Annotated in this window: 15 protein-coding genes, 1 tRNA gene and 1 rRNA gene; 1 reads left to right on the forward strand and 16 read right to left on the reverse strand. The window is 56.4% G+C overall.

Annotated features, from left to right (window positions below; genetic code table 11):
- The first annotated feature begins 74 nt into the window (after positions 1–74).
- Positions 75–209 (forward strand): hypothetical protein, encoded by a 135-nt coding sequence (locus K334_RS15375; protein ID WP_262499399.1) that lies wholly within the window; start codon positions 75–77, stop codon positions 207–209.
- A 963-nt stretch (positions 210–1,172) separates the two neighbouring features.
- Here the strand turns inward: K334_RS15375 and K334_RS13410 are convergent.
- The 16 genes from K334_RS13410 to rrf form a co-directional block, all read right to left on the reverse strand.
- Positions 1,173–2,624, reverse strand: a complete 1,452-nt coding sequence (locus K334_RS13410; RefSeq protein ID WP_025882169.1) for a glycosyl hydrolase family 18 protein — start codon at positions 2,622–2,624, stop codon at positions 1,173–1,175.
- A gap of 122 nt (positions 2,625–2,746) precedes the next feature.
- A complete protein-coding gene (locus tag K334_RS0102980) occupies positions 2,747–4,669 on the reverse strand; it encodes a SusD/RagB family nutrient-binding outer membrane lipoprotein (protein ID WP_027444489.1) in 1,923 nt (640 codons plus the stop codon).
- A gap of 48 nt (positions 4,670–4,717) precedes the next feature.
- Positions 4,718–7,927, reverse strand: a complete 3,210-nt coding sequence (locus K334_RS0102985; RefSeq protein ID WP_081658014.1) for a SusC/RagA family TonB-linked outer membrane protein — start codon at positions 7,925–7,927, stop codon at positions 4,718–4,720.
- 584 nt (positions 7,928–8,511) lie between these two features.
- On the reverse strand, positions 8,512–10,053 hold the full coding sequence (locus K334_RS0102990; RefSeq protein ID WP_021590333.1) for a YifB family Mg chelatase-like AAA ATPase: 1,542 nt from the start codon (positions 10,051–10,053) through the stop codon (positions 8,512–8,514).
- Positions 10,054–10,206: 153 nt separating this feature from the next.
- A complete protein-coding gene (locus K334_RS0102995) occupies positions 10,207–11,220 on the reverse strand; it encodes a TlpA disulfide reductase family protein (RefSeq protein ID WP_025882172.1) in 1,014 nt (337 codons plus the stop codon).
- Positions 11,217–12,893 carry a tetratricopeptide repeat protein gene (locus K334_RS0103000; protein ID WP_027444491.1) on the reverse strand — a complete coding sequence of 559 codons (1,677 nt, stop codon included), beginning with the start codon at positions 12,891–12,893 and terminating at the stop codon, positions 11,217–11,219. Before K334_RS0103000 ends, K334_RS0102995 begins: the two co-directional genes overlap by 4 nt.
- 26 nt (positions 12,894–12,919) lie before the next feature.
- Positions 12,920–13,005: transfer RNA gene (locus K334_RS0103005), tRNA-Leu, on the reverse strand.
- A gap of 78 nt (positions 13,006–13,083) precedes the next feature.
- Positions 13,084–13,662 carry a hypothetical protein gene (locus K334_RS0103010; protein ID WP_027444492.1) on the reverse strand — a complete coding sequence of 193 codons (579 nt, stop codon included), beginning with the start codon at positions 13,660–13,662 and terminating at the stop codon, positions 13,084–13,086.
- The gene (gene argH, locus K334_RS0103015) at positions 13,634–14,974 is read right to left on the reverse strand and encodes an argininosuccinate lyase (RefSeq protein WP_025882351.1); all 1,341 of its coding nucleotides are present in this window, start codon (positions 14,972–14,974) and stop codon (positions 13,634–13,636) included. Before argH ends, K334_RS0103010 begins: the two co-directional genes overlap by 29 nt.
- A gap of 314 nt (positions 14,975–15,288) precedes the next feature.
- Complete coding sequence (locus tag K334_RS14720) at positions 15,289–15,516, reverse strand: hypothetical protein (protein WP_154655534.1); 228 nt, start codon at positions 15,514–15,516, stop codon at positions 15,289–15,291.
- 79 nt (positions 15,517–15,595) lie between these two features.
- On the reverse strand, positions 15,596–16,009 hold the full coding sequence (locus tag K334_RS0103025) for an SRPBCC family protein (RefSeq protein WP_025882349.1): 414 nt from the start codon (positions 16,007–16,009) through the stop codon (positions 15,596–15,598).
- A 46-nt stretch (positions 16,010–16,055) separates the two neighbouring features.
- Positions 16,056–16,688 (reverse strand): orotate phosphoribosyltransferase, encoded by a 633-nt coding sequence (gene pyrE / locus K334_RS0103030; protein WP_025882348.1) that lies wholly within the window; start codon positions 16,686–16,688, stop codon positions 16,056–16,058.
- Between the two features lie 96 nt (positions 16,689–16,784).
- A complete protein-coding gene (locus K334_RS0103035) occupies positions 16,785–17,489 on the reverse strand; it encodes a ComF family protein (RefSeq protein WP_051218639.1) in 705 nt (234 codons plus the stop codon).
- A complete protein-coding gene (locus K334_RS0103040; RefSeq protein WP_021590299.1) occupies positions 17,470–17,982 on the reverse strand; it encodes a regulatory protein RecX in 513 nt (170 codons plus the stop codon). Before K334_RS0103040 ends, K334_RS0103035 begins: the two co-directional genes overlap by 20 nt.
- Positions 17,972–18,844 (reverse strand): peptide chain release factor N(5)-glutamine methyltransferase, encoded by an 873-nt coding sequence (gene prmC / locus K334_RS0103045; protein WP_025882346.1) that lies wholly within the window; start codon positions 18,842–18,844, stop codon positions 17,972–17,974. Before prmC ends, K334_RS0103040 begins: the two co-directional genes overlap by 11 nt.
- 472 nt (positions 18,845–19,316) lie before the next feature.
- A 5S ribosomal RNA gene (gene rrf / locus K334_RS0103055) occupies positions 19,317–19,429 on the reverse strand.
- Positions 19,430–19,599: the final 170 nt, after the last annotated feature.

Raw genomic sequence — 19,599 nt, forward strand, 5'->3', positions numbered from 1 at the left:
GGGTGTAAAGGGTGAGCCGTCGGAATTGTCAATGGCTTTTGAAGCATGCAAAGGCATGAGCGACAAGGGCGAATATGAAGGGTATGGTTGCCGGCGGCTACCCCTGGATGGCGGGTGGGCAGACTCGCCCGACGGTACCCGAGGCTTTCCTGCGGGCGTTGAAGCCGGCGGCTTCACCTCCTGCACAGCTTGCGACAGGCATTTCTTGATACCCAATGGTTCATTGCACCATGACCATATACCAATGAACCGATTTGGGATAAAAGGACCAAGACCTTCGGCCTAGATGTCTCCGCCGCAAACCAGGCAGGGTAGCTCGCTTCGCTCGCAACCCCGCCCTCTAAAAGGACCAACCGCCAAGGCGGTAGTGCGCAATGCACCATGGCTATGCTCCCATGCACCGACCCGACACGGTTTGCTTTACACGCTCTCGTTTCCCGGGGTTCGGAAAGTCCGCCGTCATTTGCCGGGACGTTTGCCCACATTGGGCATTCAACATCTGTTTTGCCTTGACGTTTGCTCAAGTTGAGCATTTAACATCTGTCTTGCTTTGACGTTTGCTCAAGTTGAGCATTTAACATCTGTCTTGCTTTGACGTTTGCTCAAGTTGAGCATTTAACATCTGTCTTGCTTTGACGATTTCTCCCGCCGCGCATTCAACGTCTGTTTTGACGTGACATCTTCCGAGCCACGATTTTCGATTTTCGAGAGTGTGTTGTTGGCTTCCATCATCATTCATTCGTTGATTCTCCCTCCTTTGGGAGGGTCGGGGTGGGTTTTTCAGTTGTGATTGTACTGCTGTTGGCTTCCTCTGTCTTATATTGAAATTCTTCGAGAGGTCAGAAGAGAAACTCCCATGTCTTTCTTGGCCGCCTGCGGCCCCTATGTCTTTGTCCTTGCTGCTCGAAAAACAGAGAGTGTAAAGTGAACCGACCTGACACGGTTCACTTTACACTCTCAATCCCCAACAACTGGTCGCTTTGGCATGAAGGCTTGCGCTTCAAATCCCAACAATCAATTTGAGTTGAAGGGATAAAAAACAAAAAAGGACAGAACAATCGCATGGAAAAGCGAAAGGCAAATCACTCAGAAAGAACGATGAAGAGCTATCATAGTCGTTCTTTCGGAGTGATTCTTTCAGCCGAGCCTCTTGTCAAGATTGACGATGGGCGCTACTGGTGCAGCAACCACTTGACGGCCTGCTCCGTGGCAGCCACGTCGCTGACGGCGCGAGGCATGTAGCCGAGGGGCGCGTCGCGCTTGTAAAGGACGGTGCGGACATGCTTGTCGTAGTTGTGGCGATAGAAGTCGGTGTACCACTTCCAGGTGGTCGCCGTGTCGGCATGGAGAGCCAGGTAGCTGCCACGGGCCTGGTCGATGTATTTCTCGAAGTCGGCACGGGCCTCGGCCGGCCACTCGTCGGGCTGCAGGCCGGCGTCATAGACGAGATGATAGCGGTCGAAGAGGCGGGGCGTGTAGGCGTCGCCCTTGCGGAAAGCCTCAACCTCGAAGCCGTTGGAGGCACCCATGCGGTTCAAGGCGTCGAGCGCGGCCGGGTCGTCGCCAGCCGTGAGCAGCAACACGCGTTTCTGCGGCACCGTCGCACGGCCGTTCCGCATGAGCGAAAGGTGGATGGTGCGCATCAGGTCGAGCTGCGCGTTGTCTTCGGTCGTCTCCCAATACATGCCGCCCAGCAGGCCCCGATCGATGATGTACTGGCACTTGGCGGCGATGGAACGGGGATTCTCGGCGCCCCATACGAGCTGGCCCGACCAGTCGGTGAGGTAAGGCACCTGGCCGACAGCGTCCCAATGTTCTTGGTAGAGGCCAGCCGTGTAGCCCGTCTTCATGTACTTGTCGAGGATGGCATTGCCGTGATCGCCACGTCCGTAGAGCGGCATGCCGAGGCAGAGTTTCTCCTTGGGCACGCCATTACGGATGTGAGCCTCAACGGCTTCGCTAACGGTGATGCGACCCGAGAGGGGCGAGCGGAAGAGCGTTGTGTGATGTTGGGGCGGATTGGCCACGTCGTAAGCCATGATGTTGACAAAGTCCATGTACTTGATACAGGCCGGGAAATCGACATACTTGCCATCGGCGATGGTGGCACAGGTGAGGAGTTTGTCCTTGCCCAGCACCTTACGCAGGTCGCGCATCAAGAGAGTGAAGTTCTTGGTGTCGTCGGGCGACGAGGAGATTCCGGCCTCGCTGCTCGTGGGATATTCCCAATCGATGTCGATACCGTCGAGTCCATACTCCTTGACGATGCGTCCGCAGTCGCGCGCAAAGGCCATGCGGCATTTGGCATTGGCGGCCATTTCGGAGAAGTTACCACTGGACCAACCGCCTACCGATAGCTGAATTTTCAGACCGGGCTTCAGCTTTTTCAAGCCCACCACTTTCTTCAGGAACTCCGGATTCTGCACATCGCAGCCGTCGAAGGTCTTGTTTACATGACCGAAAGCATAGTTGATATTGGTCATGAGCGACGGGTCGGGCAGGCGCAGGTCGGTCCATGAGCACACGTAGGCTACCACAATTTTCTGCTTGGGCTGAGCCGTCACGGCACCGAAGGCCGGCAACAGCAGACAGGCAAGCAAGATGCGGGAGAGAAATTTCATCATGATGATTGAGGATTTGTTGTGGAATGAAATGAAAAAAGAATGAGAGGATGTGCCCAAACAAGCACATCCTCTTCCTATAGTCTAATGCGTGGGCAGGCAAGTGTGCCTTTTATCCCTCCACATTATTTCTTGATGGCCCACCACAATGGAGTCATCATGGTATTTTGCTCTGCTCCCAACAACTTCAGAGCATTCTGATATTGTTCTTTGTCAGAGTTTTCAAATACAGAGGGGTATCTCATGCGCTGTGTGAAGTGATACCATTTCTGTCCATTCTTGTAGCTGTCAGGCGCGAAGAGGCCGTCGAAATCAGAACCGGTTTGGGTCGTTTCGTTTCCAGGCACTTCAAAGAACGGCAATCCCAGGCGACGACGGTCGTTCCAACTTTGAACCACACCATAAGGCGTATTGGCGATATACTTCTGCGTGATGATCTTGGTGAGCTTGTCGTTGAGCTTATGACCCTTGTACAGAATCTTGCTTGCGTCAGGATAGTGGTAAGTCATCTTCTTGGCTTCTTTGGTATAGCCGTCTTTATAGTCAGCTTCAAAGTCTGTCGGCTCCGTCGTATGGTCGAAGTTGACCGATGTGCCTACTCTGTTGTAGTTGGTGGAAGCAAGGTATTTGTCGGCATATTTGTCAAGGCCGTAATAGGTAAAGTTGACTTTCACACCCTTTTCGTATGCCGCTTTGGCCGTCATCGGGGTCGTCCAACCGTAAACTGCACCTTCGGCCAGCAGGAAGCAGGTCTCCCAAGGAGCCATCCAAATGCGCTTCTTGCTGTTGTTGCGGTATTCCTTGCTGAGCATGGGCGTCGTGTCCCACGCGTTGTTCAACACCTGGTTGAACGCAAATGTTTCAGGATTCCACGCACTGCGTGAGCCGGCAGGGTAGCCGTTCCACGTAAAGGCTGCGTCAACCTTCACCAGAATCTTTTTCTTATCCTTGTCTGTGGGGTCAATCATACCATATTTCGCATGGTTCTTTTTCCCTTGTGCTGCCTGGTCAGGCCAGTTGGTTGCGGTTGTATCATTGGTAAGACACCACACCACCAAAGCGCGCGGGTCGAGATATTCGGGAATGCCGTCCATCCACAACTGCTTGGTCGGATTGTCGGTCAGGGCCGGAAAATGCTTCTCATATTTTTCGCCCACATAGGTCATTGGCTTGGTGTGCTTTTCCAAGTCGGGACGAATCGTTTTCACGGGAACATCTCCCAAACCGGCCAAAAGGTTGCACATGGTTGACGAGATGCAGTGGTCGCTCCATCCGCGGTTCATCACCCCTTCATAGGCAGACCATCCGCCATTCTCTTGAAAACCGAACAGGTCGCCGGCTTCGGTCAGGAGCGGCAGCTTTGCAGCCTCTTCAAACTCGCTCTTGGCTTTCGCGTTGTCCACTTCCGTCAACTGGAGCGCATAGCGCAGGCGCAGGCTGTTGGCGAGTTTCTGCCATTGTGTGGCGTTGTATTTGAAGGCAGGGTCGCCCTTAGCTTCTGCGTCTGTCGGGGTTACCTTCAAATCAAGCGAACTACTTGCTTCTTTCAGTTCGGTGAAGAAGAAGTCGAAGACCTCTTTCTCCGAATTGAATTTGGGAGCCACGCCGGAGAAAGCATTGAGAGGATAAGGACCGAAGGAGTTTACGAAATCGGCAATCAGCATGACACGCCATATACGTGCTATCTGCTTTACGTTCTTATAGAATCCTATTTCGTGGTCGTTCGAGCCCTTGTTCTTGTCCGCCAGCTCGATGGCCGCAGTCGCGCTTTTAATCCAGTTTGAAGAATAGGTGTACAAACGGTCGTTGAATTGATCGTTGTATCTTGCGGTGGCACCCATGGTGTTTTCGCCCACGACACGGGCGATGGAAGCCCAGTTGTAGACGAACACACGCTCGGCGATGTCCGGGTCCATCTGTGCCTCATAGAAAGACTTGTTCAATGAATAGTCGGGATGCACGGCGTCGTCGCCAGCAGCCGACGGGTCGACGTTGATTTCTTCGAAATCGGAACAAGAGCCTAACATGGCGACAGCCAATGCTGCCATTGACAAAATTTTATATGTTGCTTTCATATTGTTCTTTATATTAAGTTTTTAGAAACCAAGTGAAACATTGAAGATGAACGTGCGTGACGTGGGAGGAGCCGCATATTCGAAGCCCGTTGCGTTCGTGTTGGTCGCAAAGACCGATTCCGGGTCGACACCGTGCAGATGGCTCTTCAACATCAATACGTTGTTGCAGGAAACACCAAGCTTGACTTGTTGCAACAACATGTTCTTTGGTTTGAAGCTGTATGACAGCGAAACGTTGCGCAGGCGCACGTTCGTTGCGGAATAGAGGTTGGCTTCGCCGATACCCAGGTTTCCGGCACCGGTTACGGCCGCCCAATATTGCTGCTGCGTGATTTCCTTCGTGTTTGCGGTATAACCACCCTTTCCGTCAGCTATCACGCCGTCCACAACCAGCTTCTCGCGCTTGCCGCCGGGAGCGGTGACGGCAGCGACACCATTTTTCTGGAGCAACATGTTGGAACCGGAGAAGATGTGACCGCCGAACCGACCGTCGATCATGAAGCTCAACGCGAAGTTCTTGTAGGTGAAAGTGTTGGTCCATCCCAAGAGACAGTCGGCCTGCTGGTCGCCAATCTTCTTGACTTTCGGGTCGGCCTGTGGAAGACCGTTTGCGTTGAGCAGCAGCTTGCCATAGTCTGGACTCTTCTCGTCGGTGACGCGGAGGTATGTGGTTCCCCAGATTTCACCATAGTTTCCACCAGCCTTGGCAATGATTTTCATATTGTCATAGCCACCGAGGATGTACTCTTCGATACCATCGGTGAACTTGATGATCTTGTTCTTGTTGTTCGAGAAGTTCACCTGGGTGTCCCAACGGAAGTCTCTTGTCAATACAGGGTTGGCGTTGAGCATGATTTCAAAACCTGAGTTCTGGATGTCACCCGCATTGATTTTCCTCTGCTCGTAACCGGACAAGGAGTTCATCGGCAGGTTCAGCAACTGGCGGCGTGCGTTGGATTTGTACCAAGCCACGTCAAGTCCCAAACGATTGTTCAAGAAACGGATTTCCAAACCGGCCTCCCATGAAGAAATCAACTCGCTGCGCACGTTGCTGTCATACAGCGTGGAACCCATTGAGGCTCCGACACCTTCTGTATACGGTATGCTGCCAATGGAATAAGTGTTGTAGAGTTGATAGGGGTCAAGGTCGTTACCCACCTGCGCGAACGAAACGCGCGCCTTCGCGTAGCTGAACCACTTGGGAAGCGGGTTGTCCATCTTGTTCAACATGTCGCTGACCACCCATGAAGCACTGACAGACGGATAGAAATAAGAGCGGTTGTCCTTGCTCAATGTGGAAGACCAGTCGTTGCGGAAGGTTCCTTCGAGAAAAGCCCAGCCGTCATAGTTGACGCTCAACGAACCGTAAACGGAGTTGGTCTTGCGATGGCTGTACGAAGGACTTACCGTAAGGTCAGAGTTCTTGCCATTTTTCAACCAGAACAGGTTTGGCGCGATGAGCTCTTTGAGCGAGTTGGAGAGGCCCGTGCTCTTGCGTTCCATCAGGTTGCCACCCAATGTGACTACACCACCGAACTTGCCGATTACGTTGTCTTTCTGCGCGGTGAGCAACAGGCTGAAGTTGTTCTCGTAGAACTTTTGCTCGCCGAACGAGTACTTGCCTGTCTTGGACGAAGGACTTCCGGCATACAGCTTGGTCTCGCTTTCGGTGAAATACATGTCGCTTCCGGCTTTCGCCTCTGCGCTCAGCCAGTCGGTGAACTGGTATTTCAGAGCGAAGTTCAGCAAGAAACGGTTGCGGGTGTCTTCGTTCGTGTTGTAGTCTTTTGACCAATAGGGGTTCTGACCGTTACCTTTCTCCCACCAGTACATGTTTCCGTTCTCAGGATTGACAGCTTGTTTGAACTGTCTGATGTCCAACGAAATGGGCATGGCGAACATGTTGTAGAAATAGTTGTTGACATTGGCACCCGATATAGGACGGTTCTTGGCGTAGGAACGGATGTACTGTATCTTGGCGTCAAGGCTCCACCGGTCGTCGTTGCCGAAGTTGGTGAAGATGCGCGACATCAAGTTGGTGCGGTTGTATTTCGCTCCAGGAATCTTGCTGCCGTCGTCCATGCGCGTACCTGAAACATAGACTGACGTCTTGTTGAATTGCTGCGAGAAAGCTGCGCTCTCAACCAAGTTGACACCCGTCTTGAAGAAGTTCTTCACGTTGTCGAAGTACTGCATGTTCTGTTCCTTGCCAGCCCAGTCGGTATATTTCTGTCCGGCAATCTCCGGTCCCCAGTTGCTTCCCGACGTAGGGTTGTGGATACCTTCGCTACCCTGTCCGAAAGTCGTCTGACGGTCAGGGGTGAGGAAGAGTCCTTCGATGGACAGGGAAGAGGAGATGGTGATACCGAGTCCTTTCGACTTGGACCCCTTCTTGGTTGTAATCAGGATGACGCCGTTGCCCGCACGCGAGCCATAGAGAGCCGCGGCCGACGCGCCTTTCAACACGGAGAGCGACGCAATGTCCTCCGAATTGATATCCGCCAGACCGTTACCCATGTCGGTTCCTGGATTCCAGAAGTCGTTGTTGCCCGTTCCGGTGAAGTTGTCCAACGGCACTCCGTCGACAACAATCAGCGGTTGGTTCGTACCCGTCACGGAGCTGCTACCACGCAACTGAATCTTCGACGATCCGGCAGGGCCGTTGCTTGAGCGGATGATCTGCAAACCGGAAACCTGACCCGTCAGCGCGTTGGCCAAGTTGTTTTCTCGGGCAGCCACCAGCTGGTCGCCTTTCACCTCCTGAATGGCATAACCCAATGCTTTCTTCTCACGTCTGATACCGAGGGCGGTCACCACAACCTCATCGATACTCTTGCTGTCTTCCTTCAAGACGATGTTCATCTCTCCCCGACTTGAAGCGGCTACTTCCTGGGCGGTATATCCGATGTACGAGATTTTGAGCTTTGAACCAGCCGCTACGTCGATGGAGAACTTTCCATTGACGTCTGTGACAGTTGCCTTCTTGGTTCCGACAGCGGCGACGGTCACGCCGACAAGCGGCTCTCCACTGGCGTCGGTAACAACTCCTCTGATTGCGGTCGACTTTTGTTGTGCAACATTGCTTTCAGGGGAAACTGCTGCTGACGCAGACACGCAGACAGAACCACTTACTAAAAATCCGAACGCAAGCGCCAACACCTTCGTATTGGCCGGCAATGGACAATGCCAAGACTGGAAGCGTTCCAAATAAGTTAACTTGGACTTTTTCATTTTTACATTGTTTGGTTTTTAATTATATATATTAAGGCAAATTTTGAGCGCTGTAAAGGTAATGTGTTGTAACTGATACAGTATCTTTTTATTCGTTAAATATATCTAAAAGGCCGCCTATCAGGCGAATTATACCACAAAATGCCTATTTCCAAGCGACGCATGAGTGCCCCAAACAGACTTTCATACGCCAAAAACGACGACTTCAAGACCTAATATACGCGCAGCCCGTGCTTCTCATCCGAAGCTCCGCATATATATAATTAGGTATAGCTTAACGTTGTGTAAATTCGTATCTCTATCACAGTATTCCATTGTAGTCCGGTATTGTTCTACGGATAATCATTAAATAATCCGTAGAACATTTGAACTTATTTACAGACGAGTTTGTAAATGACAACAACCGACAAACCCAATGGAAGCTGTTTCTCAAAAAGATTCAGTGGAAAGAATCTCTTGACTTCGGTACAGTCATGCAAGTCATTGATGAAAGGCTGAAACCTATGGCAGATAAATATTGGAAGAGCCAAAAACAACAAATGGCGGTAGGTAGAAACATCTGCCGCTTTTCCTTTCAGAACAGACTATCTTTCCGCCCAGTCGCCACGGTCGAGGCGGCGGTAGTTGATGGCTTCGGCCAGATGGGTGGTCGTCACGCGGTCGTTGCCGGCCAGGTCGGCGATGGTGCGGGCCACTTTCAGGATGCGGCTATAGGCACGGGCCGAGAGCGAAAGGCGTTCCATGGCCAGGCGCAGCAGGTCGATGCCGTCCTGGTCGGGCTCGGCATACTGATGAATCATGCGCTCGGTCATCTGGGCGTTGCAGTGTACGCCCTTCACGGCCTTGAAACGTTCGGTCTGGACGGCACGGGCACGAATCACACGCTCACGGATGGCCGCGCTGGGCTCGCCCGGGTCGGCCTTCGAAATTTCCTTGAAGGGCACGGGGATGATCTCCACCTGGATGTCGATGCGGTCGAGCAGCGGACCGCTGATCTTGTTCATGTAGCGGTGTATCTGGCCGGGCGTGCAGACGCAGTGGTGCGTGGGGTCGCCATAGTAGCCGCAGGGACAGGGGTTCATGCTGGCCACGAACATGAAACCGCAAGGGAAGTCGACGTGATACTTGGAACGCGAGATGGCGATGTGGCGGTCTTCGAGGGGCTGGCGCAGCACTTCGAGCGTGTGCTTGTTGAACTCGGGCAGCTCGTCGCAGAAGAGCACGCCGTTGTGGGCCAGCGAAATCTCGCCCGGCTGCGGGCTATTGCCGCCGCCCACGAGGGCCACTTCCGAAATGGTGTGATGGGGCGCACGGAACGGCCGCCGGCTGATGAGCGACGTGTCCTTGCCGGTCTTGCCGGCAATGCTGTGAATCTGGGTCGTCTCCAGGCTCTCCGAGAGCGACAGCGGCGGCAGAATGCTCGGCAACCGCTTGGCCATCATACTCTTGCCAGAGCCCGGCGGGCCCACCATGATGAGATTGTGGCCCCCGGCGGCGGCCACTTCCATGGCCCGCTTCACGTTTTCCTGTCCACGAACGTCTGCAAAGTCGAGGTCGAAGGCATATTGTTTTTCATAGAACACACGTCGGGTGTCGATGACGGTGGGCGCAAACGACTTCGCGCCGGTCAGGAACTGAATCACCTCGACGATGGACTCCATGCCGTAGACGTCGAGGTTGTTGACGACAGCCGCCTCGTTCACGTTCTGCTTCGGCACGATGAGCCCCTTGAAATGTTCGGCGCGTGCCCTGATGGCGATGGGCAACGCTCCGCGAACGGGCTGCAAACGCCCGTCGAGTCCCAGTTCCCCCACCAACATGTAGCGCCCGAGTTCCTCGGCTACGATGGTGCCGTTGGCGGCCAGGATGGCGATGGCCAGCGGCAGGTCGAAGCTACTGCCTTCCTTGCGGAGGTCGGCGGGGGCCATGTTGACGGTGATGTCGGCCTTCGGAAACTTGAAACCGTTGTACAGCAGGGCGGCGGCAATGCGGTCGCGGCCCTCGCGCACGGCCTCGTCGCCCAACCCCGTGAGATGATACATAACACCGGGATTGAGGCTGACCTCTATCGTGATGGTGGTGACTTCCAGGCCGTTGACGGCCGCACAGTAGGTTTTGACAAGCATGGCATTAAAAGGTTGGACCCACCCCGGCCCTCCCAAAGGGAGGGGGAATCAACAGGCACAAGGGGCCTGGTCGACGCATGGGAATGGGTGTAGAAAGTATTATCGACAAATGGAGATGGGCGCATGGCCCTTTGCGAGCGGTCAGTCCACCCTTCATTTGGGAGAGTCGGGGAGGGTCAACGCCTGCTCTATCTCCTGCGCCGAGCGCCCGCGGGCGACGACATTGCCGTTCTTCAGGATAATGTTGTCGGGGATGGAGGTCAGACCGAGCCGTCGGATGAGCTTGCCGTCGAACATGCGGCCGTCGCAGACGGTGGGCCACGAGATGGAATCGTTCTTCATGGCGTTGCGGCATTCCTGGGGCGACGCGTCGACGTTGATACTCAGCAGCTTCAGGCGGTGGCCGTTCTTGCGCTGCAAGGCCTTGAGCCGCCGCTGGATGTCCATGCTCTCATAGCTCCACGAGGCCCACACGTTGACGACGGCCATGGGGGCGGCCTTCAGGTCGGCGGCCGACACGGGGCGGCCGTTCATGTCCGTGGCCTGGAAATCCTTGAGACGACCCGCAAGCGTGACGTCCTTCATCTGTCGGGCGGCGGGCAGCAGGCGGTTGAGATAGCCGTTGCGGGGCTGCTCGGGGGCCATGAGCGTCAGCAGCCGCAAGGCCTTGGCATAGTCGGGACGGGGCGTCTGCATGAAATACAGGTCGACGAGATAGGGCGACACGGCCGACTCGGGATGGTCTTCGACGAATGTTTCAGCATACTTCTTCATCTCGGGCGGCGACGCGTCGGCCACTTGCCGGCGGAACTGCGTCATCAGTTCGTTGTCCTTGGTGCCCTTCACCTCCAACTCCTTCAGGTGGGAGGCGTCGCCCCTGAGGTCTACCTGCTTGCCCGGAGCCGCGAAGACGGGCTGCCGGGAGAAGTTGGGGAAGACGACGACCAGCACGCACGGCTGCTCGCAGGGCATGTCGTAGACGAAGCGGCCGCCGTCCACCTTGATGGTGTCGACACCGGCCAGGCCGCCGTCGGGGCTGTACACATAGAACTCACCCTGGTTCAGGTTGATGAGCCGGCCTTCAATCTTGAAATGATGGTCGTCAGTCCCACAGGAAACCAGAACCAGGGTGAGCAGTAAAAGCAGCGTTGAGCTTATTTGTTTCATCTATTGATCTTGGCAAATTCCAGATCCTTGTCGGCATAGCCTGCCAGCGACGGGTCTTTCTGCAACGCTTCCTTCAGGTAGGAGCCGGCGGCATAGCTGTTGCCTTGGCGCGCGCTGACGATGGCGTGCAGGTAACTGGTCATGGCGTCGGGGTTCTTAATGCTCTTCAAGGTCTTCTTGGCGGCGTCGTAGTCCTTGGCCAGCAACTGGGCGAGGGCCGCGCTGTTGCAAGCCTCGTCCTTCAGTTCGTCGGCGGCACGGCTGTAGTTGCCACGCGCGATGTCGAGGTTGCCGAGCACCTTGTTGAAGCCGTTGGCGTTGACGGCATTGGACAGATGGCCTTCGGCCTCCTCCAGCTTGCCTTTCTGCAAACTTATGAGGGCCTTGTTGGCATAAGGCTCCTGGGCCTTGGCGTCGACGCGCAGCGCACGCTCGAGATAGCTTTCGGCCGTGGCGTCATCGCCCTTCTCGAATGCCAGCGCAGCCAGGTTGTTGTAGGCGCGATAGTCCTTGTCGTAGAGTTCGGCGGTCTTCTTGTAGATGGCTTCCTTCTTGGCTGCGTCGTTTTCGAGCGAAGCCGCGTAGAGCAGTTCCTCGATGTCGAGCTTGGCCGGGTCGGCGGCATACTGCGCCTGGATCTGTTCGTCGCTGCGGCCGATGGTCTCGTAGTTGATGATGAGGCGTGCGCGGCGCAGTTCGGGCAGAATCTGGTCGGCCAGTTCGCGGAAGCCTTCGCTCATGTTGCGAATCTGCTGCTCGCGCTCCTGCGGGTCTTTATACATGGAGAGCACGCGCAGGATGACGTCCTTGTCCTGGATGTTGCTGGCCTGCACCAGCTGCTGGAAGCCGTCCCAGTCCTGCGCCGTGTAGTGGGCGTCGATGTCGGTCTCCACCTTGGTGCTCTTGAGCTGTCCCTTCACGTAGCTTTCGCTGACGTCCTGGCGCTTGTTGGCCAGCTTGTCGTTGAAGCTGAAACCGCCTTCGGGCGACGCATAGGCGGCCACCTCGACATTCTTGATGGCCAGCCGCTCACGGTCGGCGTTGATGGCGCGCAGCATTCTGACGAACTCCTGCACGCTGTTGTTCTTCAGTTCGCTCTTGCGCAGGTTGGCCTGGTTGATGAGGAAGCGCACGTTGGCCTCCTGCTTCCTGGCGTTGACGCGCTGGAAGGAGTCGGGGGCGACACAGGCGCCGCCGTTCATCATGGTGCGGCGGTAGAGCTGCGACGTGGCGAGCACGCCGTCGGCCACCTTGACGGCCGGAATCTGCACCTGCTTCTTGTCCACGCGGGCCTTGAAGGTGAGGTACATTTCGCTCTTCTGCATCTCGGGCACGTAGTCGAACGACGTGTTCATCGTGTAGCGACCGCCCAGGCGATAGGAGATCGTCTGGTTGTTGCCCATCACCTTCTCGCCCTGGAACGTGGCACCGGTGCCTTGGGCGGTGCGTCCGTCGGCATAGCGGAGTTCGGGAACGACGGTGACCGTGGCGTTCTTCTTCAGATACTTCTCGGGGAACTGGCCGGTGATGGTGGCCGGCACTTTGCCGCCCGTGGTTTCGAGCGGGTTGGGCGCTACGTTGAAGTTGTCGGCCGACAACGCTCCCATCTTGGAACAAGAGGAAAGAAGGACGAAGGAGAATGCTGAAAAGACAAGGATTAGATTCTTACGCATGATCATAAAATGAGGTTTGTAATACGTGCCGCGAGCGGGACTCGAACCCGCACAGCCATTACTGGCCAAGGGATTTTAAGTCCCTCGTGTCTACCAATTCCACCATTGCGGCCTTTCGAATTGTTAAAAAATGAATTTTCTGTGCAAAGATAGCTGTTAATCCATGAACGGCCAAAGGCTATTAACATTTTTAATATTTATTGTGCACCAACAGGAAGCGGCCTGTAGACTGGGCCACATACTCCATCAGCTTCTTGCCTGCGGGCCCTTCGACAACGGCTCCGTGGTCGTGCAGGCTGTAGGCGCGGCGGCAGCGCGGGCAGGCGAGCCGCGCACCGGCGGCTGCGAAGGCGAGGGGGCGGCCCGTCTGCCCGCTCTCGGCCAGGCAGTTGGGGCATTGGGCGTCGTAGGCCAGCAGGCCGTTGTGGTAGCTCTGCCCCACCACGATGCCGTTGTCCGCGCCCAGGATGCAGGCGCGCTGCCGCTCTTCGGCCGTGGTCAGGGCCACGCTCTCGGCCGTGCCGGAAGCCAGGCGCAGGTCGATGTGGCGGACGCCGCCCTGCCAACGCTGGCTGACATGGACGAAAGTGCCCGGGACGAGGGGGTTGACGACCTGGTTGAGGAGCGTGTTGTTGTGGACGGACAGGTCGAACTGGAACTGGCAACGATAGTCGTTGCTGTAGAGCCGGTCGCCTCCGCAGGCCGTCAGACCCAGGAGAACCGGCAGCGTCCATGCCATTCTAACGGCCCAGCAGCGCAGCTTCGGCATGGTTGGCTCGTTCGAAATGGAAACCGCGCAGCGTCTCGTCCATCAGCTCGGATATGCGGTCGTTGCAAAGGTTGCCCATACTTCCTTCGTGGGTGTGGGCCACGTGGCGGTCGGCGTGGAACCGGCCGGCCTCCACCGCCAGCCCCACCTGCCTGTAGGCGTCGCGGAAGGGCATGCCGGCGGCGGCCAGGCGGTTCACCTCCTCCACCGAGAAGATGGGGTCGTAGAGAGGGTTGTCGAGGATGTGGCGGTCCACTTCCATCCTGCCCGTGATGTAGGCGGCCATCCGCAGGCAGTCGGTCAGTTCGCCGAAAGCCGGCAGAAAGACCTCCTTGATGACCTGGAGGTCGCGGAAGTAGCCGCTGGGCAGGTTGTTCATGACGAGCGTCACCTGCTGGGGCAGCCCCTGGAGCTTGTTGCTCTTGGCCCTGATGAGTTCGAAGACGTCGGGGTTCTTCTTGTGGGGCATGATGCTCGAACCGGTGGTGCACTCCTTGGGCAGGCTGACGAAGCCGAAGTTCTGCGAGCTGAAGAGACAGGCGTCGAAGGCGAGCTTGGCCAGCGTGGCGGCGACGGTGGCCAGGGCGAAGGCCACGTTGCGTTCCATCTTGCCGCGACCCATCTGCGCATAGACCACGTTGTAGTCCATCGAGTCGAAGCCGAGCAGGCGGGTGGTCATCGCCCGGTCGAGAGGGAACGACGAGCCGTAGCCCGCGGCTGAGCCAAGGGGGTTGCGGTTGGTCATCCGGTAGGCGGCCTGGAGGAAGAGCATGTCGTCGGCCAGGCTCTCGGCGTAGGCCCCGAACCAGAGTCCGAAGCTCGAAGGCATGGCGATCTGCAGGTGGGTGTAGCCGGGCATGAGCACATCCTTCAGCTCGTTGCTCCTGGCGAGGAGCACGTCGAAGAGCTTCCTCACGTCGTCGACGACCTCTTGCAGGGCGTGGCGGGTGAAGAGCTTCAGGTCGAGAAGCACCTGGTCGTTGCGCGAGCGGCCGGAATGTATCTTCTTGCCCATGTCGCCGAGGCGGCGGGTGAGCAGCAGTTCCACCTGCGAGTGCACGTCCTCCACGCCGTCTTCGATTTCGAACGCCCCCCGCTCGCAAACGGCGTGGATGTCCTTGAGCTGAGCCAGCAGAGCGGCCAGCTCGTCAGCGGCGAGCAGCCCCACGGCGTGGAGCATGGTGATGTGGGCCATGGAGCCGAGCACGTCGTGCTTGGCCAGGAGGAGGTCGAGTTCTCGGTCTCGGCCTACGGTGAACCGCTCTATCTCACGGTTCACCTCATAGTTCTTTTCCCAGAGTTTTTTTGTCATAAGTCTCTATTGTCGTTTGCTGTGGGGGTCGGGGTGGACGAATCGGACAGGCCGGAAGAGCCTGCCGGGGCCACCCCATTCCGCCCCCGCCCTGCTTTCATCGACCATCTCCGCGCCTTCGGTTTGGCATTGCTGCGCCTTTGGTTTGCCATCGTTGTGCCTTTGGTTTGCGAAAGGGCTGCTTTTGAAAGGCGAAAAGGCTGTTTTCAGAAAGTGAAAGGGCTGTTGTTAGAAATTGAAAGAGCGATTTCCAGAAGTGAAAGGCCTGTTGCCAGACTGCGACAAGACTGTTGCCTGAAGTAAAAGGCCTATTGTCAGAAAGTGAGGGGGCTTGTTGCCAGACTGTGACAAGACTGTTGCCAGAAAGTGAAGGGGGCATTGTCAGGCAGTGAAAGGCCTATTGTCTGAAATCGAGGGGCCTGTTGTCTGAAATCGAAAGTTTTTTTTTCAGAAAGAGAAAAGGCTTTTTGAGAAGGCGAAAGGACGTTTTTCAAAATGGAAAGGACTGCTTTCAGCAAGGTTCGTTCTTCCTTGTTTCTCATCGTCCATTACCATCCCTCACTTCCCATTCCTCATTCCTCACTTTCCACTTCCCATTTCACACTTCACATTTCACATTCCTCACTTCCCATAGTCTATGAGTTGCAAGGCGTCGGCGATTTTCTCGACACCTTCCTGCAAGGGTTTCGACACCATGCCCTTGATGAAGGGGTTGAGGTCGGCCTTGATGGTGAGTTTCATCTTGCTCGTGGCGTCGGTCACGGGCAGTATCTGGATCCAGAAGTGGAAGGGCAGCGGACTCTGTACGGTCTCGAACTTGATACATTTGGGTTCGTCGCGGTCTACGATGCGGAGCTTGATGGCCCCCATGGGCGTGGCCACGGAGATGGAGTCGGTGTCGAACACGAGGTCCTTGGCCTTGCCTTCGGGCAGCCGGCTCTTCACACGGTCGATGTTGCTGAGGTCGCTCAGCATGTCGTAGACGTTCTGCTGCGGATGGCTGATGGGGCGTATGGTACTTTCAAAAGTGGACATGATTGATGCGTATTAAGTGTGTGTGTGGGCGGGCTCCCCCCTCTCTCTAAGCCTTCCATCCGGCGGGATTCTTCCGCCATTCGTGCAAGACGGTGACGTCTTCCTCTGAGATGTAGCCCGTTTCGAGCGCCTGGGCCACCACGTGTTCATAGTCGGTGAGCGTCTCCAGCTTCACCTGGGCCTCGTCAAAGGCCTTCTTGGCCACGGGGAATCCGTAGGTGTAGCTGGCCACCATGCCGATTACGTCGCATGCATTGTTGCGGATGGCCTCGACGGCTTTCAGGCTGCTGCCGCCTGTCGATATAAGGTCTTCCACCACTACGACCTTCATGCCGGGCTTCAGCTCGCCCTCGATGAGGTTCTCAAGGCCGTGGTCTTTGGGTTTGGAACGCACATAGACGAAGGGAAGGTTGAGCTCGTCGGCCACCAGCGCGCCCTGGGCGATGGCTCCGGTGGCCACGCCCGCGATGGCTTCGGCCTGGGGGAACTTGTCGAGGATGACGTGTACAAGCTCCAATTTCACGTAATCGCGCAGCTCGGGATAGGAAAGGGTCTTGCGGTTGTCACAATAAAAGGGCGATTTCCATCCGGAAGCCCACGTAAAAGGATTGTTGGGTTGAAGTTTGATGGCTTTCACTTTCAACAATCTGGAAGCGAAATCCTTTTTCAAATTGTCCATCATATCTATGGGTTAAATAAATAATATGTATTGCAAAGTTAATCGAATTATGCGACAAATTCAATAAAGTGCCGCTTTTTAAAGTTATTTATCGCTTTACAAGGGTTGGGTGAAGCCCAGACTCAACAGGCTGAACTTCACGTTGCCGGCCTTCTGCAAGGCTTTGCCCACGGCCAGCATGGTGGCGCCGGTGGTCACCACGTCGTCGACGAGCAGCAGGTGGCGGCCGGCGACATGGTCGGGACGCCGCAACCGGAAGGCGCCCTCCACGTTCTCCATCCGCTCCTGACGGCTCTGCTGCTGCGTCTGGCTGGCGGTGAAGCCTGTCCTGACAACGGCCCTGGTCAACGACGGCAGTCCCGTGGCGCGGCAAAGGCCCTCGACGATGGCCTCGCTCTGGTTGTAGCCGCGCTCGCGCTGTCGGGCGGGGGCCAGCGGCACGGCCACGATGGCGTCCATGCCGTCGAAGAAACCGGTGGGCAGAAAGCGGCGGCCCGTCAGCACGCCCAGCTGACGGCCGTACTGGGGACGGCTGTGGTACTTCAGGTCGTAGATGACTTGCGCAGCAGGCGAATGGGGGGTGTGGTAGAAAAGGGCGGCGGCTTTCTCCATCGGAAGCTGTCCCCAGAAGAGGCGGGCCATCGCGTTGTCGAACGGCGTGTGCTCGAAGTTCGTGAACGGCAGCCGCAGCAGGCAGTCCATGCAGAGAGTGGACTCCTCGGGCGTGAGGCGACGGCCGCAGACGGCGCAGGGTCGCGGGGCCAGGAGGTCGGTCAGGCGGCTAATCCAGTGGGTCATCATCGGACAGTTCGGCGGCCTCGGGGCCGGTCATCTTGTCTATGCACTTGCGGATGATGTCGAGGTCGAAGCCTCGGCCCATGGCAAAGCGGATCAGTTTCATCGAACGCTCATAGTCGTTGCGGCCTGTCGTCGTCTTCCACTTGGCTTCCAGCAGGGGCAGGAGCACCTCTTCGTAGGTCGTGTCGTCGATTTCGGCAAAGACGGCGTCAGAGACCGACGGGGGGATTTGCTTCTGGCGGAGGGCCATCTCGACCTTCCTGCGGCCCCACTTGTTAAAACGTAGCTTGTCGTTGACGAAGAAACGGGCGAAGCGGGCGTCGTCCACATAGCGCTCTTTCACCAGATAGGCGATGATTTCGGCCTGGTCGGACGCGTCGATTTCCCACTTGCGCAACTTCTCCAGCAGATCGGCCGTGCAGTGCTCGGACTGCGAACACAGGGCGGCCAACTTGCCGAGGGCTTGTTCTTTGGTTGTCTTTTTCTTAACGATCATGGTGGTTGGCTAAGATAAAACGCTGTTTTCCGTATGTATCGAGGTGGATTTCCACTTTTTGCCAGCCTTCCTGTTCCAGCCAATGCTGCAATTCCGTGGCAAAAAGCGGGTTGATTTCAAAGGCCAGCAGCCCGTCTTTCTTCAGGCTGTGGCAGGCCATGCGGGCGATGGCATGATAGAAAAGGAGCGGCTCTTCATCGGGGACGAAAAGTGCCTGATGGGGTTCGAAGTCCAGCACACGCCGTTCCATGTCCTTGCGCTCCTGCCGGCGGATGTAGGGTGGATTGGAAACGATGATGTCGTAAGCGGCAGCCTGTACTTCGTCGGGACTGAGTTGGAGCACGTCGTGCAGCTCCAGATTGACCCGGGCGTCAAACCGCCTTGCGTTCTCGCGGGCCACCAGCAGCGCGTCGCCCGAGATGTCCCAGGCCGACACCTCGCTGTTCCAAAGGTCGAGGGCCAGCGTCACGGCGATGCAACCGCTCCCCGTGCCGACATCCAGCACCCGCAATGGCTCGGGAGGTTGCAGCGCGCAATAAGGAAGATTGTAGCGGTCGGTCAGCAACCGGCACAATTCCGCCGTCTCCGGCCGTGGTATCAGCACGTCACGGCTCACCAGAAACATCCGCCCGGCAAACCCGGCTTCTCCCAAAACATACTGTACCGGCTCGCCCAAGCGCAGCCGTCCCATATAGTCTTCAAGCCTTTCCGTTTCCGCTTTGCCCAAGGAAGCCAGCTTGCCACAAGCAAGATCCGTAAAAGAAAGGCGAAAGCCATCTTCCAGCAACAACCTGACGACAGCTTTCGCCTCCCCCTCTTCATACATGGGGGTCAACCTCCTATACAATTCTTGATAAGTCATAAACCATGTTCTTGATAAATAACAAACATGAAAAGCCCTCCCGCATCCAACCATGCAGTCATCCAGCAATGCAATCATACAGTCATGCAGCAATACAGTCATACAGAGTCATACAGCAATACAGTCATGCAGCAATGCAAGGCCTTCCAAGCCCTTACAAAGTTAAGACTTTCACCAATATTATCCAAGCATATCCACTTATATTCCACCCAACGCCCCCATAATCTCCATCTCCCATCCCCCCACAACCAACAACCTCAACACTCTCCACCCCCATGCCGTCCTGTGTAGACAGCCGCAATGCGGCTGTCCCCGCCTCCCCCCGTCCCCACCTGCAAGAGGCCGTCCCCCTCCCCCTCCTTCTCCATCCTTCTTCTCCCTCTCTTCCCCCTCCTCTCCTCCCCCTCCTCTCCTCCCCCCAAAAACGCAAAGAGCCCCGGCCACTGTGAAGTGACCGGGGCTCGGCTCTGAAAGAAGGCGGCGACCTACTCTCCCGCATTGCATTGCAGTACCATCGGCGCAGGCAGGCTTAACTTCTCTGTTCGGAATGGGAAGAGGTGGGGCCCTGCCGCAAGAACCACCTGATTTTATGGTTTGACATCGGGACACAGGCAAGGACGGAAGGAAGAACGAAAGACCATCACCGCACGACAGCCAAAAGGATGGAGCGCAAGGAAAGTTTCGGGCAATTAGTAGCGCTCGGCTGTGACGTCGCCGTCTATACACCTGCGCCCTATCGACGTCCTAGTCTCGGA

The organism is Segatella baroniae DSM 16972 = JCM 13447, from assembly GCF_000426585.1.
GTDB lineage: Bacteria > Bacteroidota > Bacteroidia > Bacteroidales > Bacteroidaceae > Prevotella > Prevotella baroniae.